General features: G+C 62.4%; 26 protein-coding genes. 5 read left to right on the plus strand and 21 right to left on the minus strand.

The window, feature by feature from the left end:
• Window positions 1-8 precede the first annotated feature (8 nt).
• A complete protein-coding gene (leuD, locus tag E8Q40_RS14695) occupies window positions 9-626 on the plus strand; it encodes a 3-isopropylmalate dehydratase small subunit (RefSeq protein WP_137045248.1) in 618 nt (205 codons plus the stop codon).
• A 30-nt stretch (window positions 627-656) separates the two neighbouring features.
• Here leuD and E8Q40_RS14700 read toward each other — a convergent pair whose 3' ends face one another.
• A complete protein-coding gene (locus E8Q40_RS14700; RefSeq protein ID WP_137045249.1) occupies window positions 657-1,199 on the minus strand; it encodes an SDR family NAD(P)-dependent oxidoreductase in 543 nt (180 codons plus the stop codon).
• 86 nt (window positions 1,200-1,285) lie between these two features.
• Here E8Q40_RS14700 and E8Q40_RS14705 point away from each other — a divergent pair, with 86 nt between their 5' ends.
• Entirely contained in the window at window positions 1,286-1,648 is a 363-nt protein-coding gene (locus E8Q40_RS14705; RefSeq protein ID WP_168197848.1) for a LysR substrate-binding domain-containing protein, read from the plus strand.
• A gap of 369 nt (window positions 1,649-2,017) precedes the next feature.
• Here the strand turns inward: E8Q40_RS14705 and E8Q40_RS14710 are convergent, their stop codons facing one another.
• From E8Q40_RS14710 to E8Q40_RS14740, 7 genes are read right to left on the minus strand one after another with little or no spacing between them, the layout of a single operon-like run.
• Window positions 2,018-3,277: a Zn-dependent hydrolase gene (locus E8Q40_RS14710; RefSeq protein WP_246662856.1), complete on the minus strand. Its 1,260-nt coding sequence runs from the start codon at window positions 3,275-3,277 to the stop codon at window positions 2,018-2,020.
• 26 nt (window positions 3,278-3,303) lie between these two features.
• Window positions 3,304-4,689 (minus strand): formimidoylglutamate deiminase, encoded by a 1,386-nt coding sequence (locus E8Q40_RS14715; protein ID WP_137045251.1) that lies wholly within the window; start codon window positions 4,687-4,689, stop codon window positions 3,304-3,306.
• Window positions 4,686-5,288 carry a HutD family protein gene (locus E8Q40_RS14720; protein WP_137045252.1) on the minus strand — a complete coding sequence of 201 codons (603 nt, stop codon included), beginning with the start codon at window positions 5,286-5,288 and terminating at the stop codon, window positions 4,686-4,688. Before E8Q40_RS14720 ends, E8Q40_RS14715 begins: the two co-directional genes overlap by 4 nt.
• Window positions 5,289-5,294: 6 nt before the next feature.
• Window positions 5,295-6,071 (minus strand): amino acid ABC transporter ATP-binding protein, encoded by a 777-nt coding sequence (locus E8Q40_RS14725; RefSeq protein WP_137045253.1) that lies wholly within the window; start codon window positions 6,069-6,071, stop codon window positions 5,295-5,297.
• Complete coding sequence (locus tag E8Q40_RS14730) at window positions 6,068-6,730, minus strand: amino acid ABC transporter permease (RefSeq protein ID WP_205995530.1); 663 nt, start codon at window positions 6,728-6,730, stop codon at window positions 6,068-6,070. Before E8Q40_RS14730 ends, E8Q40_RS14725 begins: the two co-directional genes overlap by 4 nt.
• An 18-nt stretch (window positions 6,731-6,748) precedes the next feature.
• Entirely contained in the window at window positions 6,749-7,492 is a 744-nt protein-coding gene (locus E8Q40_RS14735) for a transporter substrate-binding domain-containing protein (protein WP_137045255.1), read from the minus strand.
• Window positions 7,493-7,541: 49 nt separating this feature from the next.
• The gene (locus E8Q40_RS14740; RefSeq protein ID WP_205995532.1) at window positions 7,542-8,282 is read right to left on the minus strand and encodes an IclR family transcriptional regulator; all 741 of its coding nucleotides are present in this window, start codon (window positions 8,280-8,282) and stop codon (window positions 7,542-7,544) included.
• Between the two features lie 864 nt (window positions 8,283-9,146).
• Between E8Q40_RS14740 and E8Q40_RS14745 the strand changes: the two genes are divergently transcribed.
• Window positions 9,147-10,154: a GTP-binding protein gene (locus tag E8Q40_RS14745; protein WP_205995534.1), complete on the plus strand. Its 1,008-nt coding sequence runs from the start codon at window positions 9,147-9,149 to the stop codon at window positions 10,152-10,154.
• 31 nt (window positions 10,155-10,185) lie between these two features.
• On the opposite strand, the gene E8Q40_RS14750 is transcribed toward E8Q40_RS14745, so the two are convergent.
• From E8Q40_RS14750 to E8Q40_RS14785, 8 genes are all read right to left on the minus strand, one after another.
• Entirely contained in the window at window positions 10,186-11,064 is an 879-nt protein-coding gene (locus E8Q40_RS14750) for an ABC transporter permease (RefSeq protein WP_137045258.1), read from the minus strand.
• 85 nt (window positions 11,065-11,149) lie between these two features.
• Window positions 11,150-12,211 carry a PotD/PotF family extracellular solute-binding protein gene (locus tag E8Q40_RS14755; RefSeq protein WP_168197957.1) on the minus strand — a complete coding sequence of 354 codons (1,062 nt, stop codon included), beginning with the start codon at window positions 12,209-12,211 and terminating at the stop codon, window positions 11,150-11,152.
• Window positions 12,212-12,290: 79 nt separating this feature from the next.
• Window positions 12,291-13,346: an ABC transporter ATP-binding protein gene (locus E8Q40_RS14760; RefSeq protein WP_137045260.1), complete on the minus strand. Its 1,056-nt coding sequence runs from the start codon at window positions 13,344-13,346 to the stop codon at window positions 12,291-12,293.
• A 5-nt stretch (window positions 13,347-13,351) separates the two neighbouring features.
• A complete protein-coding gene (locus tag E8Q40_RS14765) occupies window positions 13,352-14,209 on the minus strand; it encodes an ABC transporter permease (RefSeq protein WP_246662857.1) in 858 nt (285 codons plus the stop codon).
• Window positions 14,206-15,459, minus strand: a complete 1,254-nt coding sequence (locus E8Q40_RS14770; protein WP_137045261.1) for an amidohydrolase family protein — start codon at window positions 15,457-15,459, stop codon at window positions 14,206-14,208. Before E8Q40_RS14770 ends, E8Q40_RS14765 begins: the two co-directional genes overlap by 4 nt.
• A 45-nt stretch (window positions 15,460-15,504) precedes the next feature.
• Entirely contained in the window at window positions 15,505-16,740 is a 1,236-nt protein-coding gene (locus E8Q40_RS14775; protein ID WP_137045262.1) for an amidohydrolase family protein, read from the minus strand.
• 78 nt (window positions 16,741-16,818) lie between these two features.
• On the minus strand, window positions 16,819-18,036 hold the full coding sequence (locus E8Q40_RS14780; protein ID WP_137045263.1) for a Xaa-Pro peptidase family protein: 1,218 nt from the start codon (window positions 18,034-18,036) through the stop codon (window positions 16,819-16,821).
• Window positions 18,037-18,429: 393 nt separating this feature from the next.
• On the minus strand, window positions 18,430-19,365 hold the full coding sequence (locus tag E8Q40_RS14785) for a proline racemase family protein (protein WP_168197849.1): 936 nt from the start codon (window positions 19,363-19,365) through the stop codon (window positions 18,430-18,432).
• Window positions 19,366-19,509: 144 nt separating this feature from the next.
• Here E8Q40_RS14785 and E8Q40_RS14790 point away from each other — a divergent pair, with 144 nt between their 5' ends.
• Window positions 19,510-20,286: an AraC family transcriptional regulator gene (locus tag E8Q40_RS14790; protein ID WP_168197850.1), complete on the plus strand. Its 777-nt coding sequence runs from the start codon at window positions 19,510-19,512 to the stop codon at window positions 20,284-20,286.
• Window positions 20,287-20,441: 155 nt separating this feature from the next.
• Here E8Q40_RS14790 and E8Q40_RS14795 read toward each other — a convergent pair whose 3' ends face one another.
• From E8Q40_RS14795 to dapA, 5 genes are all read right to left on the minus strand, one after another.
• Window positions 20,442-21,962 carry an AMP-binding protein gene (locus tag E8Q40_RS14795; RefSeq protein WP_205995536.1) on the minus strand — a complete coding sequence of 507 codons (1,521 nt, stop codon included), beginning with the start codon at window positions 21,960-21,962 and terminating at the stop codon, window positions 20,442-20,444.
• A gap of 44 nt (window positions 21,963-22,006) precedes the next feature.
• Window positions 22,007-23,293: a TRAP transporter large permease gene (locus E8Q40_RS14800; protein WP_137045266.1), complete on the minus strand. Its 1,287-nt coding sequence runs from the start codon at window positions 23,291-23,293 to the stop codon at window positions 22,007-22,009.
• Window positions 23,293-23,814 carry a TRAP transporter small permease gene (locus E8Q40_RS14805; RefSeq protein ID WP_137045267.1) on the minus strand — a complete coding sequence of 174 codons (522 nt, stop codon included), beginning with the start codon at window positions 23,812-23,814 and terminating at the stop codon, window positions 23,293-23,295. The genes E8Q40_RS14800 and E8Q40_RS14805 overlap by 1 nt, the downstream gene beginning before the upstream one ends.
• A 77-nt stretch (window positions 23,815-23,891) precedes the next feature.
• On the minus strand, window positions 23,892-24,866 hold the full coding sequence (locus tag E8Q40_RS14810) for a TRAP transporter substrate-binding protein (RefSeq protein ID WP_137045268.1): 975 nt from the start codon (window positions 24,864-24,866) through the stop codon (window positions 23,892-23,894).
• 64 nt (window positions 24,867-24,930) lie between these two features.
• Window positions 24,931-25,824, minus strand: a complete 894-nt coding sequence (gene dapA / locus E8Q40_RS14815; RefSeq protein ID WP_205995538.1) for a 4-hydroxy-tetrahydrodipicolinate synthase — start codon at window positions 25,822-25,824, stop codon at window positions 24,931-24,933.
• Window positions 25,825-25,915: 91 nt separating this feature from the next.
• On the opposite strand from dapA, the gene E8Q40_RS14820 reads away from it, so the two are divergent.
• Window positions 25,916-26,362 carry a hypothetical protein gene (locus E8Q40_RS14820; protein WP_137045270.1) on the plus strand — a complete coding sequence of 149 codons (447 nt, stop codon included), beginning with the start codon at window positions 25,916-25,918 and terminating at the stop codon, window positions 26,360-26,362.
• Window positions 26,363-26,395 lie beyond the last annotated feature (33 nt).

Consider the following 26,395-nt stretch of genomic DNA (forward strand, 5'->3'; position numbering starts at 1 on the left):
AAGCGCGAATGGAAAAATTCACCCGCCTGACCGCCAAGGCCTGTCCGCTGCCGCAGCCCAACATCAACACCGACGCCATTCTGCCCGCGCGTTTTCTGAAGTGGCCGCGCGACAAGGGTCTCGGTCAGGTGCTGTTCGCCGATCTGCGCCGGAATCCCGAGGGACAGGAAATCGCCGATTTCCCGCTCAACCAGCCAGCCTGGCAAGACGCGAAAATTCTTGTCGCAGGTCGCAATTTTGGCGGCGGGTCATCGCGTGAAGCAGCGGTCTACGCGGTTTACGACTACGGCTTTCGCTGCGTCATCGCACCGTCGTTCGGCGACATCTTCGCGCAGAATGCGGTCAAGAACGGCCTCCTCGCCGCCATCGTCTCCGATGCCGATGCCGCCGAAATCGCGGCCGCCATTGAAGCCGACCCGGAGCGGATGGTGATTGTCGATCTGCCGCAGCAAACGATCGTCTGCGGCAACCGCTCCTACGGCTTCGCCATCGAACCCGTGAGCAAGAGCCAGTTGGTCAATGGCTGGGACGATATCGACCTGACCGACAGTTATCGGGCGCAAATAGAGACGTTTCTCAAGCGGGACTGCGAATTGCGCCCTTGGGCAGCCTTCGTCAAGCGTTAGATCCTGACAATCGAAGCGACACGGTTCGGGCTAATCGTCTGCCCCATCAGATCCCGACAATCGACGCGCCGCCGTCCGGGCTTGGTCTGGCCGGTTATCATCGCCGCCTCGGGACCGGCGAGCCATGCCACCGCAAAGGCGATTTCGCGCGAATCGGAGACGGCCGAGCAGAATCGCGCGTCCGCGTTCTTCGAGCGCGGCTTCGCCGATGCTCTTTCGCGTCAACGGCGTCGCGATTAATCCGGGCGCTACCGCATTCACTGTGATGCCGAACGGCGCGAATTCCCGCGCCCAGGCCTTTGTCAGACCGAGCAAAGCGCTTTTCGCCGCTACATAGTGGCTCATGCTATCATGACCGGTCATTGCGAAATTGGACGCAATATTGACGATGCGCCCTGCGCGCTGTTGCTTCATCCGCGGCATCACCGCCTTGGCAAAAAAGATTGCGCCTTTGACATGGGTGTCGAACATGCCATCGACATCGGCCTCCGCTATCGCCTCGATAGGCTTCGAAAAGCCGCTGATGCCGGCGTTGTTGACAAGAATGTCAATACGGCCCGCCTGCCGCTGCAAAGCCTAGATGGCTTCAGCAATGTCGCTCACGACTCTATTATCCACTTTCAGCTTGAGCAACCCGCTGTCGGCGCCTGAAGACGGTCGTGCCGAAGGATTTCGACGGCGAAAACTTCATCTCACTAAATCACTCGACGCAGAGCCGGCGTCAGGTCGATGCTATTTTCGCCGAGCACGGCGTTTACCGCGTAATGCGGGTGGAAACCCATCTGTCCGAGATCGTCTGCGGCCTGGTCTCCTCAGGCCTCGGCGTCGGCATCTGCGACCCGTTCACCGCCCGCGAATTCCTCGGTCGCGGCGTGGTCGCCCGGCCGTTCCAACCGGTCGTGACGATCGAGGTCTTCGCGCTCTATTCGTCGCACCATGCGCCAACCGCGATTGCCTTCGAATTCATCGAGCAATTCGCTGCCCACATTCGGAAATTCGACCGAGAGTACCGGCGCAGCTGACACACCGTCCTAGGAGTAAGCAGCGTTTGTTCAGTGCAATTAGTCTAGCGCGTGTATAGAAGTCGAGCCGCCCTAAGTCCGACGGGTATGACCTCCGCCTACTCGGTCACGGTAAGTTCTTGGCTCTTCTTGCTTAATCCCGGCAGACGCCACAGTCCATCATGGGGGCGATACTGAAGCGTCTTTGCGGCATTTCAGAAGTTCTCAAGCAAGTCGGCGCCGCTGGAGCGACACCGAGCCTTCAATTGGCATCGATTAACGCCTATTGCCGCTGATTTCCAGTGCGGCAAAAGAAGGGCTTGGTTCGGCCGGGCGACGCTCCGCCGTTTGCCTTGAAACTTCCGACCTCGCGGCCTGAGCGGAGATCCGTCAGCGCAGCGTCTTGTCGAGCGCCTTCACCGCCTGCAGGACGACGGCGGCGCCGGCGGCGATCTGCTCGCGATCCGACCATTCCTCCAGCACGTGACTCTTGCCAGCCTTGCACGGCACGAACACCATGGCCGACCTGCAGATGCGGCTCATGAAGCCGGCGTCGTGACCGGCGCCGCTGGCCAAATCGGTCGCGCTGAGGCCGAGATCGCGGGCTGCCTGGTGCATGGCCGCGCGCACGGTCTCGTCGCAGATCACCGGCTTGCTGTCGGACAGCGTGGCGATCGGCAGGCGCTTGACCCGAGCCGCCGTGGCATGCGCGCCACTCTCCTGCTCGATGGCGTCGAAGAAGCGCGCGCTCAGCACCGGATTGGTACTGCGCGCATCGATCACCAGCTGGCAGCGGCCGGGCACGATATTGGAAGCACCCGGCTCCACATTGAAGATGCCGACGGTGGCGACGAAATAGCCCTGCCCCTCGCCGGCCAACTGCTCGGCGAGCACACGCACCGAGACCGCCGTACTGGCGCCGGCGACCAGCGCATCCTGGCGCAGATGCATCGGCGTGGTGCCGGCATGATCGGCCGCGCCCTCGAATACGATTTCCATACGGCGTATGCCGACCAGCGAGGTGACGATGCCGACATCGAGCCTTTGCGATTCCAGCACCACGCCCTGCTCGATGTGCAGTTCGAGAAATGCCTTGATGTCCGAACGCTTGGCGTCAGCAAGCCGGTCGGGGTCGCCGCCGACCCGGCGCAGCGCTGCCCGCAACGTCTCACCGCCCGGTTCGGTCAGGTCGAGCATAGACGGTTCCAGTGCACCCACCATGCCGCGGCTGCCGATGCAGGAAAGTCCATACTCGCTCGGCTCTTCGGCGAGGAAATCAATGACCTCAATGGTATGGTCTAGTCGCGCCCCCTGATCGCGCAGCGCCCGCACCACCTCTAGCGCTGTGGCAAGCCCGGCGATGCCGTCGAAGCGCCCGCCGGCGGGCACGGTGTCGCTGTGCGAGCCAACCGCGATGACGCCGCGCGCCGGATCGGCGCCTTCAAGCCGACCGATCATGTTGCCGGCGGCGTCGATGCGCACAGCGAGCCCCGCCTCGGCGAAACGCTTGGCCACCAGTTCGCGGCCTTGAAGAAACAGCGGCGAGAACGACCGGCGGGTATAGGGACGGTCTGGCTCGGTGAGCGCGGCGAGGTCCATCACGTCGGCCCAGAGCCGATCGCCATCGAGCGGGAGATTGGATGCAGCCAAAACAATTTCTCCTGTCGTCAGGGCCGTCAGCCACGACGCGCGGCGACTAGTCCTCCCCGTGCCGAGGCGCCGAGCGCGTGGGCACCATCGTTGACGCGGGTCGTCCCGGCGACCACGACTTCGGAAATCGCCGAATGCCGGTGGCTGGCGAAAACATGTGCCGACAGCATCGCATCGGCCGATGGCAGACCAGCGAGCAAATGGTGGCTCGCATCGAGCATCACCCAATCGGCCTGTTGCCCGACGGCGAAACCCGCGATCGGCCGCGCACTCGCCTGCGCACCGCCGGCCACCGCTTCCAATGTCATCGCCGTAGCGACAAAGCGCTGCGCCGCTGTCGCCAGCACATTGCGCCGTCGAGTCAGCAGGCGCTGGCTGTATTCCAACGCCATCAATTCCTCGGCGGCGTTGACGCAGATATGGCTGTCGGAGCCGATGCCCCAGCGCCCCTGCCCGGCGCGCCAGCGCGAGGCGTCGAAGATGCCGTCACCAAGATTGGCTTCAGTGGTCGGACACAGTCCGGCGACCGCGCCGGTGGCGGCCGCGCACCGCGCTTCGTCATCGTCCATGTGGGTAGCATGAATGAGGCACCAGCGCGCATCGACCGCGGCGTGATCGAGCAGCCATTGCACCGGCCGCTTGCCGCTCCATGCCAAACACGCCTCGACCTCGCCGGTCTGTTCGGCGACGTGAATATGAATCGGCGCTGTGGCGTCGATGGCGTCGAGCCCGGCCAGGGACTCGCGCAGACTGTCGGGCGGCACCGCGCGCAGCGAATGCGGCGCCAGACCCAAGCGCGCGCCTTGCGTGGCACAAACCGGTTTGAGGCGCTCCAGCAGCTTCAGCATCGAGTCCGTGCTGCGGATGAAACGGCGCTGGCCCTCATGCGACGGCTGGCCGCCGAAACCGCTGCTCTGATACAGCACCGGCAGCAAGGTGATGCCGATGCCGGCGCGCTCGGCGGCGCGCAGCAGCGCCAGCGCCAGCGTGGCATCGTCGGTATAAGGCCGGCCGTCGGTGTCGTGATGGACGTAGTGGAATTCGCAGACGCTGGTGTAGCCGGCCTCTAACATCTCCACGTAAAGCGCCGTGGCGATCGCTTCCAATTGCTCAGGCGTCAGCGTCGACGCAGCACGATACATCAGACGGCGCCAGCTCCAGAAACTGTCCTCGGTGTCGCCGCGATATTCGGTCAGCCCGGCGAAAGCGCGCTGAAAGGCGTGCGAATGCAGATTGGGCATGCCGGGCAATAATGGACCGGTCGCGCGGCGGATGCCCGGACCTGGCTGTGCGCCCACGTCAACTCCGGTAAGGCGACCGCGCTCGTCCCATTCCAGAAGAACATCTCGCGCCCAGCCATCGGGCAGCAGAGCCTGGGGCGCGAACAGGCGACGCGTGACGGAGTGATTCATGCAAGCCCCACTTCCCGGTCGACTGCGTCGATCACGACGGCCAGCAATGCCGCCTGATTATCCGATGGCTGCAGGCTCCAGCACCTTGTTTGCCCTTGCCACCACAGGCCACTGCCCGATGTCAGTTGGAAATTTTGTGCCACACCCTCGGCACGCCAGTCGCCGTCGACCGCCAACAGCAGCCCCTGGTCTGACGCGGCCAGATTCTGTTCGTGTCTGACGACCCGAACTTCACTGCGCCAGCCGTCGCGTCGGGTCATCACGTTGAGATCCTGGCACGCACCCTCGAGCAGTTCGGCGTCGATTTCGACTTCGCCGGCGAAGGCGAAGGGCGTGAGAGGCGCATCGAGGCGATGATCGATCAGACCATCGGTCGAGCGCAGCCGCACACCGGCGCCGCGCAGCAGCACCGTCACCCGGTCAACATCGGGAAAAATGGAGAAGGCACCGTCGCGCGCGATCGTAGCGATGCTCGCCCGCCAGCCGAACGCATCGGCGCCAGCGCCCGCCGGCTGACAGACAATTTCCCGCGTCTCGCCACCGCCATTCTTCCAGGGCGACGGCGCGAGATCGGCAACAGCGAAGGGCGTGATCGTCACGGCAAGTCAGCCACGGTTGAGCACGGCCTGCAGGAATTCGCGCGTGCGCGGCTGTGTCGGCTCGGTGAAGATCTGCTCCGGCGCGCCGGTCTCGATGATGGTGCCGTGGTCCATTACCACCACAACATCGGCCACTTCGCGGGCAAAATTCATTTCATGGGTGACGACCATCATCGTCATGCCCTCGCCGGCCAGAACCTTCATCACCTGCAGCACTTCGCCGACCAGTTCGGGATCGAGCGCCGAAGTCGGCTCGTCGAACAGCATGACGCGCGGCTTCATCGCCAAAGCCCGCGCGATGGCGACGCGCTGCTTCTGGCCGCCGGACAGGCTCGCCGGCATGGCGTCGGCTTTGTCTACGAGGCCGACTTTTTCCAAGAGCGCACGCGCTTCCGCATCCGCCTGCTCGCGCGACAGGCCACGCAATTTGCGCGGCGCCAACGCAATATTGTGCAGCGCCGACAAATGCGGAAACAGGTTGAAGGACTGGAACACCATGCCGACTTCTTCACGCAGGGTGTTCAGCTCGGCATCCGGCAGGAAGTGTCCGTCATTGACCAAGGTGCGGCCGCAAATGTCGATCCGGCCGCCTTCCGGCTGCTCCAGCCCGTTGCAGCAGCGCAGGAACGTGCTCTTGCCCGAGCCGCTCGGCCCGATGACCACGACAACCTGCGACGGCTGGACATCGAAGTCGATACCGTTGAGTACCAAATGCGCGCCAAACGACTTGCGCAGGCCGCGGATGCGGACGATCGGCTCGGCAGCGTTTTTCTCGCCGCTCATTGCACCATGCCTCCCGCGCGCAGCCGCAATTCCACCTGGCGCAAGGCGATGGTGGTGAGCCCGGTGAGAACGAAATACACCGCCGCAACCGCCAGATAGACTTCCAGCGAGCGGTAGGACACGCTGATAATCCGCTGCCCCTCATGCATCAGGTCGTCGATGGTCAACAGCGACACCAGGGCTGAATTCTTGATCAGAGCGATGAACTCGTTGCCGAGCGGCGGGATCATGCGCACCAGCGCTTGCGGCAAAATCACCGAGCGCATCGCCAGCCCGGACGGCATGCCGAGCGAGCGGGCCGCCTCCATCTGACCGCGATCGACCGACTGGATCGCACCGCGCACGATCTCGGACACATAGGCGCCCGAATAGATGCCCATGCCGAGCATGCCGCAGACAAAGGCCGGCAACAGGATATTGAACTGCGGCAAGCCGAAAAACAGAATGAAAAGCTGCACCAGCAATGGCGTGCCGCGGATAACGGAGACATATGCGGTGCAGAGCCAGTAGATCAGCCATTTACGCGGGTCGAGCCGGCCGATGCCGACCAAGAGGCCGATCACGCACCCGAGCAGCAGCGATGCCGCCGTCACCTCGACGGTAACGGCGGCGCCTTTGAGGAGCTGTGGCCAGCCCGCCCAGACAGGAGAGAAATCCAACTCCAAGACTCAAAATCCCTATTTGCCGGCGGGAAACCACTTATTGACGATGGCGGCGTAGGTGCCATCGGCCTTGAGCTTGGCGAGCGCGCCGTTGACCGCTTTCGTCAGTTCCGGCGTGTCCTTGCGCAGCGCCATACCGTACTCCTCGGTCGTCAGTTGCTCCGGCAGCACATGCAGCCCGCCGCGGGTGCGTACATACTGGAACGCTGCCGGCTTGCCGGTCACCGCGGCATCGGCGCGACCAATATCAACCAGGTTGAACATCTCCTGGTTCTTCTCGACCTCGACGCGCTGCACCTTGGGAAAATTCTTTTCCAGATAGCCGACCGACTTGGTGCCGACCTGCACAGTCACCTTCTTGCCGTCGAGATCGGCAAGCTTGGTGATGGCCTTGTTGCCGTTCTTGACCATGATGACCAGGCCGCCGGCATAGTAAGGCTCGGTGAAATCGACGACTTTCTTGCGCTCGTCGGTGATGTAGATCGCCGACACCGCCATATCGAAACGCTTGGCGATCAGGCCCGGGATCAGGCCCTTGAAGTCGATGTCGATCCATTCGACCTTCTTGTTGATCGCCTTGGCAATGGCCTCGACCAGATCGATATCGAAACCGGTACGCTTGCCGTTCTCGGTGAATTCCATCGGCGGGAATGTGGCGTCGGTACCGACGCGCAACACGTTGTCCTCCGCGCGGAGCGGCGAGTTGCCCAGTGCCAGAGCGGCGGCGGCGATCAGAAGCAGATTACGACGGCGAATCATATCAAAGAGCTCCTCGTCTGATGGGTTTCAGTGGTAGTCAAAGTATCTCTCAGGGCTGTGTAAGCTGGCGGGACATGCGGGCTGCTGCCACCTTGGTCATCTTCATCAGGGCTGCTTCGCGCCCCTGCACGCGCGACAGTGGCGCCATCAAGGTGACCGCCGCGATGGCGTGCCCCGGCGCGCCAAGGACGGGAGCACTCACGCCCCACACGCCGGCATCGACCTTGCCGGCGGAGACAGCGAGTCCGGCCCGCTGAATGGCCTGCAGCTCTTGCTCGGCCGCATGCCACTCTTCGCTGTTGTGCCGGTAATGGCGGGCCAGCATGGCGTGGCGCTGCGCCGCGGGCAGATGAGCCAACAAGCAACCGGCCGAAGCACCGGTCTTCAGCGGCACACTTCGGCCTTTTTCAAACGAGCAGCGCAGCGACTGCTCACTTTCCACCATCTCCAGACAGACCGCCTGACCGTTGACCGGGACGATGAGGCCGACACTCTCACGCGATTGCTTGGCAAGCGCCGTCATATGCGGGCGCGCTACCTGCACGAGGTTGGAGGCAAGGTCGAAACCGAGCGCCAGCTGCAGGCTGAGCGGCCCGGGTGCGTAGCTGCCATCGATTTCGCTGACGAATCCCCATTGCTTGAGGCGCGCTAGTTGGCGGTACAGCGTGCTGCGGGCAAGGCTGGTGATCTCCATCAGGTCGGCCGCAGTCAATGCGCGACCCTGTTTGGCGAGTTCTGCCAGCACCTGCAGGACTCGATCGGCCGTGGCCACTGATCGGGACGCGCTCATGATCATACCCTCACGATAGAGTTACTCTCGTCCGGCTGTCTGCAGACGAGTCCCATACGATGGGAATAATCGTCTCTTTTTTTCAAGGCCGTGCGGACGGACAGAACCCGCGCTGGTTGTGGTTGAGAAAAATCGCGTCGCAGGACGCTCGAGACGCCAAACGGTATTTGGATACCACGTCTATTCCGCCAGCGAAAGAAGAGGTGAAGATCAAAAAAATAGGCAGCGAGCACTCACGTCCGCTGTTGCGAACCAGCTTTGCCCATGTGCACTGCCAGCCGCGTGCCGCCGCCGGGAGCCCTCTTACGCGCGCCCCAACCGCTCGATTGCGCTTTCATTGTACCTCAAGCACGCGGATCGACTTGGAGAGGCCCCCCCATAATCTGAAGCGAGGCCGAACTGAAAAGGCCTGGCGGACTCGACGAGAAAGAAAATCAAACGCTGTCGGCGGTCACCGGCCACTATGTTGCGGCGTCGAGAAATGCTGTTCTCGTCACCAAGGCCCAGGTGTTCAAGACAATCAAGAACAGCGATCTCGGCGACCTCAAATGCAGCGACACTACCGGCCAACATTTGGTCGCCTTTGCCAAGGACCTGGCGCGAGATGTCGAACCGCAAACCTGCAGCAACTACTTCTCTCACCTCTCAATCCGGAATCGGCGCAGCCGCCGGTAAACTTACCTTGGACAGAGACGGTGCAACTCCCAACCGCATATACCCGATCAGACGAAATCGATCCGAATTGCTGAACGCTTCCGGCGAAAAAGTGTTGACCGATGTTCGGTACGAAGGGAAAACGGACCGGACGCAGAGTCATACTGCCGTAGGATCATGCCGCGTGCCGAAGATCCGCAAGGAGCAATTATGCCAGACCAAGATGTGCCGGTGCCGGTCACGATCCTCACGGGCTTTCTCGGCGCTGGCAAGACGACGCTTCTCAAGCACATCCTTGCCGAACCGCAGGGTGTGAGGCTCGGCGTCCTGATTAACGACTTCGGGGCGATCAACATCGATGCGGCGCTGGTGGTGGCAAGCACGACCGACCAGGTTTCACTCGAAAACGGCTGCGTATGCTGTTCAATTCGCGACGATCTTGTCGAAGCGATCGCGCAAATCCTCGACCGCGAGCCACGGCCGGACCGGCTGATCATCGAAGCCAGCGGCGTGTCCCGCCCGCTGCCGATCGCCGACGCGCTGACTGTCGACCGTCTGGCCAAGCGCGTCGTCCTCGACGGGATTTTCTGCATGGTTGATGGCGCTGGCTTCGCCGATCTCGACTACGCAGCAACCGAACTCGCGCTCGATCAGGCTGCCGGATCGGATATCGTCATTGTGAACAAGATCGATGCGGCGACGCCGGACGAACTAAACGCCATCGAGACGACGCTTCGCGGCCCCATGCCGCGCCTGCGCATGGTCCGTGCCCGCTATGCCGAGGTGCCGCACGACCTGCTCTTTGGCATCCGGCCGCAAAAGGACGAACTGGAAGCTTTAGCCCCTTCCCCCGGTCATCGCCATTTGCATGCGCAGGAGGCGGCTCACGGCCACGAACACGGTGACCATGATCACCATCATGACCATGGCGACGAATTCGAGGCGTGGAACTGGCGCAGCGAGCACCCCGTCGACGAGACCCTGCTGCGCGCTGCAATTCGGGATCTCCCTTCAGGGCTGATGCGTGCCAAAGGCGTCCTGCGTTCAGTCGATGGCAATCAAGGTCGGCTCGTCTTTCATCTGGTCGGTAAGCGGTCGGAACTGGTGTCGGACCAAGAACGCGCGCCCGGTGTCAGCAGTGTCGTCGCCATCGGACGGCGCGGCAGCTTCGACCCCACAGCGCTTACCCGGCTTTTCGACGCCTGCGTTGCAGGATGAGGGTTTCGGATAGCCGGCATCCGTTCGCACGTCAGTTGCGGAAGCGCTGCCGCGTTGCCAGACCGGCAGCGACTGTCAAAGCGAGCGTCGTGACCATCAGGATGAAGGCGACCGCGGCCGCGAAAGGCCAGTTATTCAATTGGAACTGTCCGTAGACCAGCGGCGCCATCATCTTGAACTTCGGTCCACCCAGCAGCACCGGGGTCGCATAGGCGTTCATCGCGAGAATGAAGGTGAGAATAACACCCGCAGCAATTCCGGGAAGCGTCATCGGCCAGAGAATGCGCCGGAACATGGTCAACGGGCTGGCTCCGAGGCTGAAGGCGGCTTCCTCGAGATTGCGGTTGACCCCTTCGATCACACTCTGCAACGTCAGGACCATATAGGGCAGGTTCACCGCGATGATGCCCAGGATGACCGCCATCTCGGTGAACATGATCTCGGTCGGCTCGTCGGTGATGCCGAGCTTCATCAACGTGACACTGATAAACCCGCGGCTGCCGAGCAGCGACATCCAGCCGGCGGCGCGGACGGCGTTGCCGACGAAGAGCGGGGTAACGATGCCGATGATGAGAATGTTCTTGAAGCGGGTCTGCGTGCGCGCAACGATATAAGCGAGCGGAAAGCCCGCAACCAGGCACACGAGCGTGCAGATGAAGGCAACCCGCAGCGTCGTGGCGAAGACGTTGAGATAATAGGGATCGGAAAAGAAAGTCATGTAATTGTCGGGCGTGAAAACACCGACCATGAAGAGCCGCGGATCGTAGCGGTCGAGGCTGTAACGGAAGAGGATCAACAGCGGGCCGATGACGCCGAGCGCTACGACGAAGGTTGCCGGCCCGATTAGCGAGGCGGCACTGAAGAGGGTCGAGGGTCCGCGGGACTGGGTTTGAGTCGCGGCAATGGTCATGCGATGGAGCTCTCGATCATGGTTGTGCGCCCGCGCCGGCAATCGCGCCGGCGCGGGCCACCTGCGTCTTGGAACACCGGGTGGATTAGCCCTTGAACTCCTTGTCCCACCAGCCTTTCAGTTCGACGTCGTGCTCGGTCATGTATGCGAAATCGAGGCTCTTGAGATTGTCGATCTCAGCCTTCGAGAAGCCGATCCGCTTGTTCAGTTCAGGCGATATGACCGCGTTATCGATAGTGGGGTTGTAGCCCATGTCCTTGGCGAAGGCTTCCTGCGCCGAAGGCTCCAGCATGGCGTTGAGATAGGCATAGGCGCCCTCGACAGTCGGCGCGTTCTTCGGGATCACGAAGCCGGACACATAGGACAGGGCGCCTTCGGATGGGGCCGCCGACTCGACCAGGATGCCGGAGTTTTGCCACTGGACCGTGCGGGCCTTCCACATGATGCCGATGTCAATTTCCTCAGTCTTCAGCCCCTGTGCGAAGGCCTCGTTGGTCGGATAGATGCGCGCGCCCGCCTTGCGCACCTCGAGCAGTAGCTTCTTGCCGGGTTCGAGATTGGTCGGCGAGCCACCGGCGGCAAGAGCCGCCGCGACAATGGTGTACTGATACTGGATATCGATGATGCCCATCCTGTTGCCGAACTTTGGATCGAAGGCGTCCTTGTAGCCGGTCGGTTTCGACGCAATCTTGGGATTGTAGACCGGCACCATACCCGAATAGATATGGCCGACGCCGTATTCGTATTTCATCGATGGCAGAAGATGCGTCGCATTCGGAATTTTGCTGTAGTCTATTCTTTGCGTGACGCCGAGCTGATAGACTTGAAACATGTTCGGACCGTTGAGAGCTTGGAGGTCCGACGAGCCGCGCGGCAGCCGGCGCTCCGCCAGCATCTTGCCGCGGCGTTCCGGGTCTCCGGCCTGCGCCTGAATGACATCCCAGTCCCGCGAAATGAGGAGCGGCTTCTCGATATTTTTGTTCAACAGCCGCGCATAGTCGCCACCCCAGGTACCGACGACGATCGTGCCCTTCGACGCGGCCCGTGCGATATTCGGCATGCCGAGTGTCACCGCGCCCGTGGCGGCCGCCAACCCTTTCAGGACGTTGCGCCGGCCGATTTGTCGCTTGATCAAGTCATTGATCATTTCTGTCTCCCATCTCGCAGTTAAGGCATGCGGCGGCACGCCGACTGACTTTCCAGTCCGCTCCGACCATCGAAGCGGACTAGGCATCCCCCGCCGGGAAAACCGCAGCCGTCGCCGACCAGCCGACATACACACGGTCGCCGACCCGAGGCAGGATACTGGACTCTTGGTTCGGCACTTGAGCGATGACCCGGTCGACGTCGGAGAGCTTCACATGGATATCGATCAATCCTCCCATATATGAGACGAATTCGACTTCGCCCGGGAAGCTGTTGTCGGCAGTCTCGACGAGGCTATCGGCTATAACAACCCGCTCGGGTCGCAACGCGACAACCGCGCCGCCGACAATCCGCTTGGAGCAACGGATCTCCAACCCTCCGTCCGTCGTCAGCCGGTCGCCGGTCATTTGCCCCTCGATGAAGCTTGATCGCCCAACGAAGTCGGCGACGAAGCGATCCGCCGGCCGCTCGTAGAGGTCGCGCTGCGAGCCCATCTGCCGGATAGCGCCGTCGCGCATGACGACAAGCCGGTCGGCCATTGTCAGCGCTTCTTCCTGGTCGTGGGTGACCATGACGGTGGTGATGCCGAGCCGTTGCTGGAGGCTTCGGATTTCGACGCGTACCTCGCTGCGGAGCTTCGCATCTAGATTGGACAACGGCTCATCGAGAAGAAGGACATCGGGATGGAACACCAGCGCGCGCGCCAGTGCCACGCGCTGCTGTTGCCCGCCGGAGAGTTTGCTCGGCAGGCGTTCACCCAGATGACCGAGACGCACCAGACGCAGGGCTTCGTCGACCTTCGCCGGGATGTCCGCCTTGGGCGTGCGTCGCATCTCGAGCCCAAAGGCGACGTTCTGCGCTACGGTGAGATGAGGGAATAGTGCGTAGTTCTGAAAAACGAGACCGGTATTGCGCTTCCAGGCCGGCATATGCGTAACGTCGCGGTCACCGATCCGGACCGAACCGCTGGTAGGGTCGATGAAGCCGGCGATCATCCGCAAGGTCGTGGTCTTGCCGCACCCGGAGGGGCCAAGCAGAACGAGAAATTCACCGTCCTTGACAGTCAGGTTGATGTCGCGGGCGGCATGGAAATCGCCGTAACGCTTCGAGACGTTGTCGAGTTGAAGTTGCGCCATTACGTTCAAACCACTCGGCTAAGTTTTACAAATCGATCGGTCACGAGCATCGTGACCGCGATGATCGCGATCTGGAGAACGGAAATCGAAGCGATCGTCGGATCGATCTTCCATTGCAGATACTGAAGGATCGCAATTGGCAGGGTGAGACGTCCTGGGCCCACCAGAAAAAGGCTCATCTCCAGGTTGCCGAACGACGCGACGAATCCGAACATGCCGCCCGCCACGATGCCCGGCAGCACGGCCGGAAGGGTGACGCGGCGGAAGGTCGTGAACCTGTCGGCCCCGAGGTTCTGCGCCGCCTCCTCCAGAGTCCTGTCAAATCCGGCGAGGCTCGCCGTGACCAGCCTGAAGGTCCACGGAATAATCAGGAGGACGTGACCCCATACGAGGCTTGGAAGTGACCCCAGAATCGGAAGCGACGTGGCGATCTGGATTTCGGTCTGGAACACGTAGATTGCGATGCCGAGCACGATGCCGGGTACGACCAGCGGCATCAACAACAGGTTGCTGGCCAAGCCATGGCCGCGGAAGCGCAGGCGCGAAAGGCCTACCGCGGCCGGGACCGCGAGAATGAGACCGATCACCGTCGCAATGACACCTAACTGCGCGCTGAACAAGAAGGCGTCGATGAAGCGCTCGTTCTGAACCGCTTGCGTGTACCAGTGCAACGAATATCCCTCGGGCGGAAACGAGGGAATTTCCTGGCGGTAGAACGAGAGCCAGGTGATGAAGATCAGCGGCAGAAGGATATAGACAAAGGCGATCGCGGCACTACCCTTCAGAAACCACCGGCCGATCCGCCGGCGGTCAGCCATCGGCCTGCGCGAAACTGCCCGTGCTGTTTGGGCGGCGGTTGTCAAGCTGCCGCTCCCAACCGGTTTTTGTGGAAGCAGCCACCTCTCATAATCGCGGCGAGATGCTTGCCTTGACCTTCGAGCAGCGTGACGTCGCGCGTCGGATCGCCGTCGACGACGATGATGTCGGCCCAGGCATTCGGCGCGATCGTTCCCAGCCGACCAGGGCGGCGCACGACTTCGGCCGCGATCGTCGTGGCCGAGCGGATGACTTCGATGGGCTTCTGCACCTCCGTGCGAATGCTGAATTCGCGGCTCTGGTCGACAGCCAGCGCGCCAAGGAGGTCCGAGCCGTAAGCAACCTTCACGCCGGCCGCTTTGCAGATTTCGAGCGACTTGTAGCCGCCCTGCAGGACAAGTTCGTTCTTTTCCAGCATCGTCGCCGGCATGCCATAGTCGGCGGCGCGTTCCTTCATCGCGACGTAAGCGACGAGGTTGGCGACGAGATAGGCGCCGCGTTCGGCCATCAGCTTGGCCGCGGGTTCGTCGATCAGATTGCCGTGCTCGATCGTTCGCACGCCATGCGTGACGGCCCGGATAATGGCCTCGGCCGAATAGGCATGGGCCAGAGTATAGCGGCCGAAGGCTTCGGCTTCCTCGACCGCCGCGATGATTTCGGCAGCGGAGAACTGCTGCGAGTCGAGCGGGTCATAGGGCGAAGCGACGCCGCCCGAAACCATGATCTTCACGTGATCGCAGCCCTGCCGCATCTGCTCGCGCACCGCCTTGCGCACGGCGGGCTCGCCATCGGCGACCAGCCGCAGATAGGCCATGCCGTTGCAGCACGGGCAGGCATAGCCCGGGTTAGTCCGCGAACGGCCATCGCTGTGGCCGCCAGTGGGGCCGATCGAGCGTCCCGCGATAAAGAGGCGCGGACCGGGAATCAGGCCCTGATCGATGGCCATCTTCATGCCCCAGTCGGTGCCGCCGGTGTCTCGCACCGTGGTGAAGCCGCGATCGAGCATTTCCTTGAGGCGTTTTGCGCCCCGCGCGGTGGCGAGCGTCAATGGCACGTCCTCCATGCGCCGCATGTAAACTTCGCTGTGCATACTGTGGACGTGGCAGTCGATCAGCCCCGGCATGACGACACGGCCGCCGCAATCGATCACGTCGGCTGCGGCACTGGCGATTGGACGATCAGCGACTTCGCTGATGCGCTCGCCTTCGATCAAGATTTCATAGCCGTCGCGCGGCTCCTCGAATGCGGGTTCGAGCAGCCGCAGATTCTTCAGGAGCAGGAGATTTCGCGCCGTCATGTTCGCAATCCATTTTCGAGATGTCGAGGGAGAGCTATCCTCCGATCAATTCAGTGTGTTTTTATGCAGTGCGCCATCCTTCATGATGAGCGGGATGTGATCGCCCTGCCCACCGAGAAGGTCGATGTTGCGCAGCGGATCACCGTCAACCACGATCAGGTCGGCGAAAGCGCCCGGAGCGAGGCAGCCGAGTTTTCCTTCCTGCCTCAAGACCTTGGCTGCGATGGTGGTTGCCGAGCGAATAATCTCCAGGGGCGACACGACCTCGCTGCGGATCCGGAACTCGCGGCTCTGGTCGACCTGGAGGGGGCCCAGAAGATCGCTGCCATAGGCAACCGGCACCCCGGCGCGCTTGCAGATCTCCAGGGACCGCAGGCCGCCTTCGATAACGAGATCGTTTTTCTCCAGCATCTCGGCGTTCATGCCGAATTCAGCCGCCCGCTCCTTCATCGCGTAGTAGGCAACGAGATTGGCGACGAGAAACATGTCCTTCTCGGCCATCAGTTTGGCCGTCGGCTCGTCGATGAGATTGCCGTGCTCGATCGTGCGCACGCCGGCATGCGCGGCGCGCGTGATGGCTTCGGGCGTATAAGCATGGGCGCAGACATAGCGTCCAAACGCCCTCGCCTCTTCGACCGCGGCCGCCACTTCGCCTACGGAGAACTGCATGGAATCGAGAGGGTCGTAGGGAGAAGCGACGCCGCCGGACATCATGATCTTCACGTGATTGCAGCCCTGGCGCATCTCCTCGCGCACAGCCTTCCTGACCTCCGTCTCGCCGTCGGCCACGCCCATGCTGAAGGCGAGCGCACTGCAGCACGGACAGCTGATGGCGGTGTCGGTGCGACGCCGGCTGTCACTGTGCCCGCCGGTTGGGCCTATGGCGCGGCCAGCGATGAAGAGACGCGGCCCGGCGATCAGCCCCTCGTCGACCGCGGTCTTGAGGCCCCAGTCGGCCCCGCCGGTGTCTCGCACCGTCGTGAAGCCCCGGTCGAGCATGGAACGCATGGCCTGCATCGCACGCGCCGTCATCAGGGTCAGCGGGATATTCTCGAGCTGGCGGATGAAGACTTCGCTCAGCACCACATGCACGTGACAATCGATCAGTCCGGGCATCAATGTCCGTCCGCCGCAATCGATCACCGCTGCATCCGCGGCCTTGATGGGGCGATCAGCAATTTCGCGGATCAATTGGTTCTCGACCAGGATCTCGTGGTCGCCAAGAACTTCATCCCGCGTGGGATCGAGCATACCGAAGTTCTTGAAGAGGTATTGGCTCACGTCGCGGTCTCCATCAGTTTTGCGCCCGTTGGCGGCGCTACGAAAACATGCTCGCGCCGAACGGCGCGCGGCGGCCGATCACGCATCATAGCCGAAAGGGTCGTCGACGTTTGCGCAGGGCTCGGTGAACCAGCGCGGCCCGTCTGCCGTCATGTAGGCGCAGTCCTCCAGACGAATGCCGAACTCGCCGTAAATACAAATCGTCGGCTCGACCGAAAAGCACATGCCGGCTTCGAGCGGCGTCATATTGCCCATGACCATGTAGGTTTCCTCGTGGACTTCCAACCCGATGCCATGTCCGGTTCGGTGCGGGAGACCAGGGAGTTTGTAGCCGGGGCCGAAGCCAGCGGCGGCGATCGTGCCGCGCGCAGCATTATCCACGCTTGCGCACGGAGCCCCAATGACCGCGGCGGCAAAGCCCGCAGCTTGCGCCTTCTTCTCGAGATCCCAGATTTCGCGCTGACGTGCATTTGGCTCGCCGAACACGTAGGTCCGCGTCATATCCGAACGATAGGTCCCGACGAAGCCGCCGATATCGAGCAGCACCATGTCGCCATACGCAAGCGTCTGCGGGTAGCTGACGCCATGGGGATAGGCCGTCGCTTCGCCGAACAGGACGAGCGGCGTGCCAGGAGGCGGGGTTGCGCCGAGGCGCCGGTGCGCTTCCAGGACGAAAGTCTGCACCTCTGTCGTGGTGATCCCTTCGCGGAGGATACGCGCGGCGGCCTTGTGAACCTCCAGCGAGACTTCGTTGGCACGCTGCATGAGGGCGATCTCGGCGGGCGATTTCACAACCCTGCACGCGGCAGTAATCGATGCGCCGTTCGTGAAATCGAACCGATTGCCGGCGCGGCGCATGCCGTCGAAGGTGAAGAAGGGCGTTGCCGGGTCGACGGCAATAGTCGTTCCCGAAGCGACGAGCCCTGCAGCCGTCTCGACAACGAGCGCGGTCGGATCCTCGTGTTCCTCCCACACCCTGATATCGTCACCGAAGTGGAGTAGCGAGCGCGTCTTCGGCTCTTCGAATGCGGGGCTGAGATAGACAACCGGCCCATCGGCCGGGATCAGCGCGCCGTGAAGCCGTTCTGTGGCTTTGAGGTTCAGCCCAGTAAAATAGGAAAGATTGACCGACGTATCGAGATAAAGCGCTGCGATGCCCTGTTCGCGCATAAGTGCTTGCGCGTGCGCTATCCGCGCCATCCGTTCCTCGTTTCCAATCGGCACGACGTCGGCAGTCATCTTCTCCATACGCGCGAACTCCTGTTCAGGAGTCGAGCCACCAACGCCTTTGGTCATGCAAGGCCAATCCTTTCAGGCCGAATGAGGCCATGGAACTACACAATTTCAGAGCCGGATCGCGGCGCCGGTGATGCACATTCGTGTCTGGTGACCGGTTGATCCATGAACGCCGTACAAACCCCATTTTCCGGGTAGCCGACGGAGAAGAAACCGGGCCAGTATGGCGGAGCAAAAAGCAGGCCAACAGCCCTTCACCTGGTATCGACTCGAGGCTGCTGCTCATTGGAAAAATGATCGCTGACCGACAGCAGATTTGTCTTTGCGGAAGCGAAAGCGGCAAGTGGGGAATCGGCACAACCCCGGACCACTCACCGCGCAAAGCACCGCGGCGGTTCAGGAAGCGAACCCGATTCGTCCAACAGAAACGCTGACTGGCCGGGAGAGAACTGCTCAAATCGTGCGCAGACCGTCGGCGAAAGGATCGGCAGGGGCCCGGTGAAGTGTGCCCTCGCCGGTAACGTAAGCGCGACCGGTGATACTCGGGATGATCGCACCTGTTGCATCGCGTCGATAGCGCGCCGTAAACGAACTGCCGACGATGCTCTCCTGCACGAAATCTTCACCAGGCCCAAGCGTCCCGGCTGCGGCAAGGCATGCGATTTTTGCGCTTGTACCGGTGCCGCAGGGCGAACGGTCATAAGCTCCGCCGGGACAAAGTACGAAGTTGCGACTGTGGGCGCCTTTTTGCGTCGGCGGGCCGTAGAACTCGATATGGTCAATCGTGGCGCCGTCCTTGCCCGTGATCCCTTGCGCCCGTAGCGCGGCCATCACGGCGTCGGCTGTTCGCGACAAGTTTGGGACGTTAGTCATCGTCAGCGCGAATGGCGCTTCATGAACGCAGAAGAACCAGTTGCCACCCCACGCCACGTCTCCCGCAAGCTCGCCGATCCCGGGGACGTTCACGCTTACCGCCTCGCGGTAGCGATAGCTCGCGACATTCTCGATCGTTGCCTCATTCGACGAGGTAAGGTTCACATGCACAATGCCGACGGGTGTTTCAATCTTGTGGGCCCCAAGACGAATGCGGCCCATGTGCGCAAGCGTGACTGCAAGCCCGATCGTTCCGTGCCCGCACATCCCGAGGTAGCCGACGTTGTTAAAGAAGATAACGCCTGCCGCGCAGCTCTTGTCTTCCGGCTCGCACAACAGCGCGCCGACCAGGGCATCGTATCCGCGCGGTTCGTTCACGGCGAAACTGCGGTAGCGATCAAACTGCGCGGCGAAGCGCTGACGGCGCAGATCGAGCGGCCCGGTTCCAAGAGGCGGCCCGCCTTCGATGATGAGGCGAGTCGGCTCACCTTCCGTATGACTGTCGATAACTCGCATAGGCACGTCACGCATCAGCCTATATCGCCAATCTGTGGTAGGTTTGTCTTAGCGGAAACCATAGCGGCCCGCCCGGAATCGGCATAACTCTGGACCAGTCTCTCGACCAAGGCCCCCGACGACGCCCCCCCGACCACAATGGACATGAAGCGCCGCAGCACCAGTCCAAGCGAAATCCGCGATCACCTGCTCACAGCGATCGACCGGCCGTTTGCCGGCGAGGATCTTTTCGACGCTATTCCCGATACCGTGTTCTTCCTTAAGGACTTCGAGGGACGCTATGCGGCGGTTAATCAGACGCTGGTCGCTCGCACCGGTCGCAAGCACAAGAGCGAATTGATCGGCCTTACCGCCCAGGAAGTATTTCCCGGCTTGCTCGGGCAGCGCATCGCTGCGCAGGACATGAGCGTCGCAGGCTCCGGGCGGCCAATGCACGGCCAGCTGGAGCTCATTCTCTACCCCAGCGGAGAGGAAGGCTGGTGCCTGACCTGGAAGGAGCCGCTTCTCAATCGCGACAAGCGCATCGTCGGTTTGTGCGGCATTTCCCGCGATCTGCAGTCCCTATCGCAAACGCACTACGATATGAACAGCCTATCGCTCGCGATAGACTACATCCACGCAAACGTCGACACCCCTGTCCGCGTGAGCGATCTAGCGGCGCGCGCCGGACTCTCGGCTTTCCAACTTGATCTTCGCATGCGGGCGCTGTTCGGGGTATCGACCAGACAATATCTGGTGCGCACCCGTATTGAACTCGCCTGTAGCCGATTGCGCCAGAGCAACGACCCGATCAGCCGCATTGCCTTGGATTGCGGCTATGGCGACCAGGCTGCGTTTACCCGACAATTCCGCAAATCCGTCCGCATGACGCCGTCGCAATACCAGCAGTTGCACCATGAGGCGGCTAACGATGCGAAATAGCCGCGGACCAAATGACAGCCGCGCGCCCCGAACTCAAAACGCGTTGGCGACTATTCAGGAGTGCAAATACGCCGACGGGTCCACCAATTCCGTGAAGGAGCGGCGGCCCGCCAAGTCATCCGGACACGCACCAGCAAGAAGCAGCCGCGCCGGCATCAGTTCGCGGCTTGCGCGACGGCGGGCAGATCGCGCACCGCGCGCCGCCGCACTTTGCCGAAGCCGTCACGCGGCAGCCGCTCGACAACGGTCATGCTCTTGGGCAACTCGGCGGCGGCCAATTGCACGCGCCCATGATGGCGTAGATCGTCGAGCGTAACGTCGCCGATGCCGGCGCGCAGTTCGATCACCGCATGAACGCGCTGGCCCCATTCGCGGTCGCTCACGCCGACGACGACCACGTCACGCACAGCCGGGTGCGACAACAATGCCGCCTCGACCTTTTCCGGATGAATTTTGATTCCGCCCGAATTGATCGCATCATCGCGCCGACCGGCGAGGTACACATAGCCATCGCCGTCGAGCCAAGCCAAGTCGCCGACACAGACGAAACCGTCCGGATCGGAGCGCGCGACATGGGCCGGATCGAGAAATCTGGTTCCGCCCGCAGTCGACCACCGCTTCATGAACAGTTCGCCGATCTCGCCCTCCGGCAGAGGTTTGCCGTCGGCATCGAGCACACGCACATCTGTCTCGAAGGAACGCCCGACCGACCCGGGATGGGCGAGCCATTCGTCACCGGTTATGATGGTCTGCCCGACATTTTCCCCGGAGCCATACATTTCGAACACGCGGCTGGCCCCGAGCCTGTCGATCCAGGCGTGTTTGAGCCAGATCGGGCAGACGGCTGCGGTATGGTAGAAGGCCTCGAGCGTCGCGAACGTCACGTCGATGTCCTTCAGCGCATCGAGCAACCGCACCATCATGGTCGGCACCACCATGACGAACTGGACGCCGTACTCGTCGATCGCGCGCAGCGCACGCGATGCGTCAAACCTTTCCATGACGACCAGATGATGGCCTTCGAACAGGCCGAGCTGCGCCCAGGTGAGCGGCGCATTATGCGACATCGCTCCGCATACGAGTTGCACCTGGTCGGGACGAAAGCCGAGCGCGCGCGCGACGTTGCCCCAGGCCGCGCCCGGCACGCTTTTCCATGGCAGGTCGTCCGCCATCAGCTTCGGCAAGCCGGTTGACCCGCCCGTCATCATGATCTTGCCCGGCCGCGGCACGCGGTCGGCGAACGGCGTCTCCGGCGCCGCCTGCGCGGCCGCCATCAAGGCCGCCCGGTCCACCAACCGCGGCTCAGCCCCCGCCTGCCCGTCCTCGACGATGGCAAGAGCCGCACCGGCACGGTCGAACAGAAGGATCATCTGCTCGATGGGCGTGCCCGGATCGAACACCAGGGTCGTGCAACCGGCGCGCCATGTGGCCAGCACCGTTGCGACATGGGCTAGGCCATTGTGCAGACCGATGCCGACGACCGTCCCTTTGCCGGCCGCGTGGCCCGCGATCACATGCGCCAGCCGATCGACCAGCCGGTTGAGTTCAGCCCAACCAATTGTCTGTACGCCGCCGCCCGCTTCAAGGATGGTCAACGCTGGCCGGTCACCACGCTGGGTCGCGAGCTGGCGCAGCCGCTCGCCGAAGCTCATCGCCTTGGCGTCCTCGGCCATCATACGGTTGTCCCTATCGTCTGGCATTTGTCACCCGGCATCGGCGGCTACTTCAGCAGTCCCGCCATCCGCGGCAAGGCCAGCGACAGCTCGGGCACAAAGGTCACCAGCAGCAGAACGGCGACCATCGCGGCGAGCGGCATCCAGAGCCTGTTGGCGACCTGCAGCACCGTGCGGTTGGCGACGCTGGAAGCGACGAACAGCGAAATGCCGTAAGGCGGCGTCACCGTGCCGACGGCGCAGTTGAGCACGACGATCAGTGCGAAGTGGATCGGATCGATGTGGAAGTGCCCGGCGAGCGGCGTCAGCACCGGCACGACGATCAGGATCGCCGCGATCGTCTCCATGAACATGCCGATGATCAGGAACAGGACGTTGACGATGATCAGGAACATCACCGGGCCGGAGGCGACGTGGCTGATCCAGTTGCCAAGCAGCGCCGGCACGTTGTCATTGGCGATCAGCCAGGCGAATACGCTGGCCGTGCCGATGATCAGCATCACCGCCGCCGACAGCGACGCCGCGCGCAGGATGAGCTGCGGCAGCGCCTTGAACTTGAGTTCGCGGTAGACGAACAGGCCGACCAACACGCCGTAAAGGCCGGAAACGGCTGCTGCCTCCGTCGGGGTGAAGGCACCGCCCAGGATTCCGCCGAGGATCAGGAGCGGCATCCCGAAAGCGGGCAACGCCTCGTAACCGGTACGCAGCAGCCGTCCGACCGTGAAGGACTCGATCTCGCGATATTGCGGCCCTCCCCGGCGCGCGAAGACGTAAGCCGAAACCATGATGGCTACGATGCACAGCAAGCCCGGCACGACGCCGGCCAGGAACAGCGCACCGATCGACAGGTTGGAGATTACCGCGATGATCACCATGGTCAGGCTTGGCGGAATGACCTGCGCCAGCGCGCCGGCGCAGGCGATGACGGCGGCGCCGAAATCGACGTCATAGCGCCGCCGCCTGAGCTGTGGCTGCATGATCGAGGATATCGCCGCCGTATCGGCCGAGCCGGACCCGGAGATCGCAGCGAGACCGGCGGCGGCGACACAGGACACCAGCAGCAGACTGCCGGTGATCCAGCCGACCAGCGCGGTGGCAAAATTGACGATCCGCGTCGAGATACCGCCCGCATCCATAACGATGCCGGCGAAGACGAAGAACGGAATCGCCATCAGTGTGAAAGAATCAAGTCCGGCAAAAATGCGCTGGGTGACGATGACCACCGGCACCTGGGTGGTGGTCAACAACGCCATCACCGCAGAGACGCCAAGGACGAAGACAACCGGAACGCCGAGCAGCAACAACAGCAGGAAACCGACGAGAATGACGCTCATTACGCCACATCCTCTTCGAAATCGGCGGCCGGCGGGACGAATGGATTACCCCAGCGCGCGATGACCGAGACGACCAACTCAAGCGCGATATAGGCGGCGCCGATCGGCATCGAGGCGTACATGATCCACATCGGCATATCCATCGCCGCCGAGGTCTGCATGAAACCGAGCCGGATCAACGGAATGCTGCCATAGGCGATGACGCCGAGGAAGGCGATGGTGACGGCGGCGATTACGACGCTCATCGCGCGCGCCACCGGCAGGGCGAGATGGCCGTGAAACAAGGTGATGGCGACATGCTGGTGCCGCGCCATGGCGATGCCGGCGCCGAGCATGACCAGCCAGATCTGGCCGTAGGTCGCGACTTCTGAAGCGATTGCGATGGAATAGTTGAAGACGTAGCGGCCGAGCACCTGGATGATGACCGCGGCCATCATGACGACGAACAGCGCAATGACGATCGCCGACATCGCCTGGCGCAGGCCATCGATCCCGGCCGAAACGGCGCTCCGCGCTTGCATGATTGGCCCGCCCTTTCCGCTGCTTGCGTGGCAGAGAACGAGGCCGGACACCCGCAGGCGCCCGGCCCCGCCCGATCTTACTTTACGGCCTTGATCAACTTGAAGAGCTCTTTCTGGCCGTCGGTGGTGATGTAGCCGGCATAGACCTTTTCCGCGGCGGCGCGGAACGGCGCCGGGTCGGGCTTGGTCACCTTGACGCCCTGCTTGACCAGTTCGTCGAACAGCTTGTTGTCGCTGTCGAGATAGACCTTGCGCTGATAGGCGGAGGCTTCGTTGGCGGCATCGGTCAACGCGACCTGCACGTTCTTCGGCAGGGCCTGGAAGCGCTGTTCGCCCATGATCACCGGGGCGACCAGTTCGAGCCAGCCGAGCAGCGCCCAGTCCGGCGCCACTTCGTAGAACTTCTTGGAGAAGTAGTTGGTGTTGGCCGCTTCGGCGCCGTCGACGACGCCGGTCTGCAGCGCGCCGTAGAGCTCGCTATAGGCGAGCGGCGTCGGGTTGGCGCCGAAATCCTTGAACGCGGCGATATGGGCCGGGTTCTGCATGGTGCGGATCTTCATGCCATGAAGGTCGGCGATCGACTTGATCGGCTTCTTGGTCATGATGTGACGGGTACCGGCCGAGAAGAAGCCGAGCAGATGGAAGCCCTTCTTGGCGAGGATCTTGTTGACGTCGTCGCGTACCGCCGGGTCGGCAAGTGCGCGGTTCATCTGCGCCGCGTCCCCGAACAGGAACGGCATGCTGAACACGCTGAGATCGGGAACGAAGTTCACCAGGGTCTCGTTCGCGGTCACGGCGATGTCGATGGTGCCGAGCTGCGTGCCCTGGATGCTTTCCTTCTCGTCGCCGAGCTGGGCGTTCGGGAAGATCTTGATTTCGGCCTTGTCGCCGGTCTTCTTCTTGAGAATCTCGTTCATGCGCTCGAGACCGAGATTGTACGGCTCGGTCGCGTTGGCGTTATGGCTGGCCTTGAGGACGACCTCGGCCGCGGAGGCCGACATCAGCGGTGCGGCGGACAATAACAGAGCTAGCAGCGTCATTCTGATCTTCATGAGAATCCCCTTTCGTGACTCCATGCATTTCCGATGGACCGGGCCAACGACGTGCCCGGCGGTGTTATCGGGACGCCGGCAACAGTCCCAAGCTCGCAAGCACCGGCTTCAATGACGCGATCTTCCCAGCCGGGAGAGGAAGGCGCGGAGGCCGCGGCGGACCGACGGGGCGCCCGATCAAACCGAGCGCCGCCTTGGTCGCCGACACGTAAAGATCGCCGCTCAGTGCTTCGAGCAGCGATAGAATGCGGAAATAAAGATCGCGCCCGGCGTTCGGGTTGGCCTGGTCGACTGTCACCTTGAAGAGTTCGGTCGAGAGCGCCGGCGCGATGTTGGAGAAGACCGATACGTAGCCCTGCGCGCCGACCAGGTAGCTCTCCCACGGGTGATAGCCGGCGAACACGGTCATGCGATCGCCGCACAGACGGATGATCTCGGTGGTCCGCGTGACGTCGCCGCTCGATTCCTTGATGTAGGAGATATTGTCGATCTCGGCGAGGCGGGCGACGAAGCTCGCCTTCAGATCGACATTGGCGGTATTGGGATTGTTGTAGACCATCACCGGGATCGAGATCGCCTCGGCGATCTTGCGGTAGTGCACGAACAACTCGTCCTCGGTTGGCGACGAGTAATAAGGTGGCACCACCATGACGCCGTCGGCCCCGAGCGCTTCGGCTTCCTTGCTCAGTGATACGGCCTCGTCGGTCCATTCGGCGGCGGTGCCGACCAGCACCGGCACCCGGCCCTTCGCCTCGTTGATCACGGTGGACGCCACCATGTGGCGCTCCTCGCGGGTCAACGACAGGAATTCACCGGTGCTGCCGAGCGGGATCAGGCCCTGCACGCCCTCCTTGATCTGCCAGTCGACGAAGCCGCGCAACCGCGCCTCGTCGAGGCGGCAGTCATCGGCAAAGGGCGTCACCATCACTGTGTAGCTGCCGCGAAAGTCGCTCATCACGCTTCCTCGTGAACCGATAACAGCGGCGAAATCCAGTCGCACCGCTATTGATCTAATATTATTTTATCAAATTGACATTTGATCAGATTAAATGTCAATTCAGAAACAGGATTTATTGCGAGAAAAATGCGCAGCTGCATTTTCTGCTCAATCGGTAAGCAGGACTGACATGCCCTTCCTGGAAATCTTCGACTTCGACGCCCGGCCCGCGGCGCGAAAAATGGCGACCGAGCGCGCCACCGCCGCCCTGTGCGAAGCCTTCGCGGTCGAGCCGGAAACCGTGTCACTGTATTTCTTCGCCATCGCTCCGGAAGCCTACGGTCACGCGGGAAAATACGGCGATGCGGCTGACACCAAACGCATATTCGTGAAACTTCATGCCTACAGCCGAAGCCGCGCGCTGCGCGCCGCCGCCGCCGCCAAGGTCACCGAGGCCCTCGCCGCCGCCTATGGCACGACGGCCAAGGCCGTCGTCATCTACTTCTTCGAGCGAGACCCCAGCGAGGTGTCCCACGCCGGCCAATTGGCTGACGCATAATTTTGCATATTTGATCAAATATTAGCCAGAGGG

This window comes from Pseudolabrys sp. FHR47 (genome assembly GCF_005153485.1).
GTDB lineage: Bacteria > Pseudomonadota > Alphaproteobacteria > Rhizobiales > Xanthobacteraceae > Pseudolabrys.

Excerpts from the sequence above, each read along its gene's own strand:
- leuD (WP_137045248.1), top strand. The coding sequence starts at position 9 with ATGGAAAAATTCACCCGCCTGACCGCCAAGGCCTGTCCGCTGCCGCAG.
- E8Q40_RS14715 (WP_137045251.1), bottom strand. The coding sequence starts at position 4,689 with ATGAATCACTCCGTCACGCGTCGCCTGTTCGCGCCCCAGGCTCTGCTG.
- E8Q40_RS14725 (WP_137045253.1), bottom strand. The coding sequence starts at position 6,071 with ATGAGCGGCGAGAAAAACGCTGCCGAGCCGATCGTCCGCATCCGCGGC.
- E8Q40_RS14735 (WP_137045255.1), bottom strand. The coding sequence starts at position 7,492 with ATGATTCGCCGTCGTAATCTGCTTCTGATCGCCGCCGCCGCTCTGGCA.
- E8Q40_RS14740 (WP_205995532.1), bottom strand. The coding sequence starts at position 8,282 with ATGAGCGCGTCCCGATCAGTGGCCACGGCCGATCGAGTCCTGCAGGTG.
- E8Q40_RS14745 (WP_205995534.1), top strand. The coding sequence starts at position 9,147 with ATGCCAGACCAAGATGTGCCGGTGCCGGTCACGATCCTCACGGGCTTT.
- E8Q40_RS14750 (WP_137045258.1), bottom strand. The coding sequence starts at position 11,064 with ATGACCATTGCCGCGACTCAAACCCAGTCCCGCGGACCCTCGACCCTC.
- E8Q40_RS14755 (WP_168197957.1), bottom strand. The coding sequence starts at position 12,211 with ATGATCAATGACTTGATCAAGCGACAAATCGGCCGGCGCAACGTCCTG.
- E8Q40_RS14760 (WP_137045260.1), bottom strand. The coding sequence starts at position 13,346 with ATGGCGCAACTTCAACTCGACAACGTCTCGAAGCGTTACGGCGATTTC.
- E8Q40_RS14770 (WP_137045261.1), bottom strand. The coding sequence starts at position 15,459 with ATGACGGCGCGAAATCTCCTGCTCCTGAAGAATCTGCGGCTGCTCGAA.
- E8Q40_RS14780 (WP_137045263.1), bottom strand. The coding sequence starts at position 18,036 with ATGACCAAAGGCGTTGGTGGCTCGACTCCTGAACAGGAGTTCGCGCGT.
- E8Q40_RS14785 (WP_168197849.1), bottom strand. The coding sequence starts at position 19,365 with ATGCGAGTTATCGACAGTCATACGGAAGGTGAGCCGACTCGCCTCATC.
- E8Q40_RS14790 (WP_168197850.1), top strand. The coding sequence starts at position 19,510 with ATGAAGCGCCGCAGCACCAGTCCAAGCGAAATCCGCGATCACCTGCTC.
- E8Q40_RS14795 (WP_205995536.1), bottom strand. The coding sequence starts at position 21,962 with ATGATGGCCGAGGACGCCAAGGCGATGAGCTTCGGCGAGCGGCTGCGC.
- E8Q40_RS14800 (WP_137045266.1), bottom strand. The coding sequence starts at position 23,293 with ATGAGCGTCATTCTCGTCGGTTTCCTGCTGTTGTTGCTGCTCGGCGTT.
- E8Q40_RS14805 (WP_137045267.1), bottom strand. The coding sequence starts at position 23,814 with ATGCAAGCGCGGAGCGCCGTTTCGGCCGGGATCGATGGCCTGCGCCAG.
- E8Q40_RS14810 (WP_137045268.1), bottom strand. The coding sequence starts at position 24,866 with ATGAAGATCAGAATGACGCTGCTAGCTCTGTTATTGTCCGCCGCACCG.
- E8Q40_RS14820 (WP_137045270.1), top strand. The coding sequence starts at position 25,916 with ATGTCAATTCAGAAACAGGATTTATTGCGAGAAAAATGCGCAGCTGCA.